This is a genomic window from Vibrio sp. 1401 (assembly GCF_033340295.1).
The window spans coordinates 1-698 of sequence record NZ_JAWOWF010000370.1 but is presented as its reverse complement, the minus strand read 5'-3'; the positions used below and the strand labels follow the sequence as shown (position 1 = coordinate 698).

Annotated in this window: 1 protein-coding gene and 1 pseudogene; both read right to left on the bottom strand. The window is 41.0% G+C overall.

Features of this window, described 5'->3' with window-relative positions; genetic code table 11:
- A pseudogene (locus tag R7Z77_RS25695) lies at window positions 1–234 on the bottom strand (GNAT family N-acetyltransferase); the annotation flags it as partial.
- 11 nt (window positions 235–245) lie between these two features.
- Window positions 246–698, bottom strand: a 453-nt coding sequence (locus tag R7Z77_RS25690; RefSeq protein ID WP_318137091.1) for a GNAT family N-acetyltransferase, incomplete at its 5' end; no start/stop codon positions are given.

Below are 698 nucleotides of genomic sequence, written 5' to 3'. Positions count from 1 at the left end.
AGGCAACTCGTAACTTAAAAACCCGACGATTTCCCCTTGTTTCTCAACCACGATCAATTGAGCCAGTTGCTCCGTCATAACTCGTGTCCACATCCTTTCTCGGCGCTCAATCGTAAACTGCTCTATATAGCTTTGTGGCATTAACCCTTTGTACGCCACCTGCCACGAATCGACATGTATTTTAGCAATTTGAGCTTCTTCTTCTCTGACAGCATTCCTTACTGTGTATCCCATTACTTTCCTTTCTATTCATCCTGAGTAAATACGCGCAATCGGTTATAAGCTTCAAATCCCAAAGATTCGCACAACTTAATCGAAGGTGTATTTTCGATATTTACTCGGTATCTCACTTTACGATCTCGCGTTTTAACCTCCGCCACTAAGTGTGAAAGTAAGCGCTTACCGTACCCTTTTTCTCTCACTTTAGGGCTAACCAGTAACGATAACGACTCAAATGGCTCCTTTCCTTCGTAGCAATATGACGCTAATGCCGCAACCAATTTACCCTCTTCTAAAATGCCATAGAAGAAGTGGCTATCGAGCTCGAAATCGGCTTTCTCAATATCTTCTGCGCTGTTACTACGTAAAAATACGTCAAGCAACTCATTGTTAGATTCAATATTCAAAGTGAAAACATCAGCATCTTTATTGAAGGTATTATCATTAAATAAATGATAGTCGACGTCGTCATATTCGCA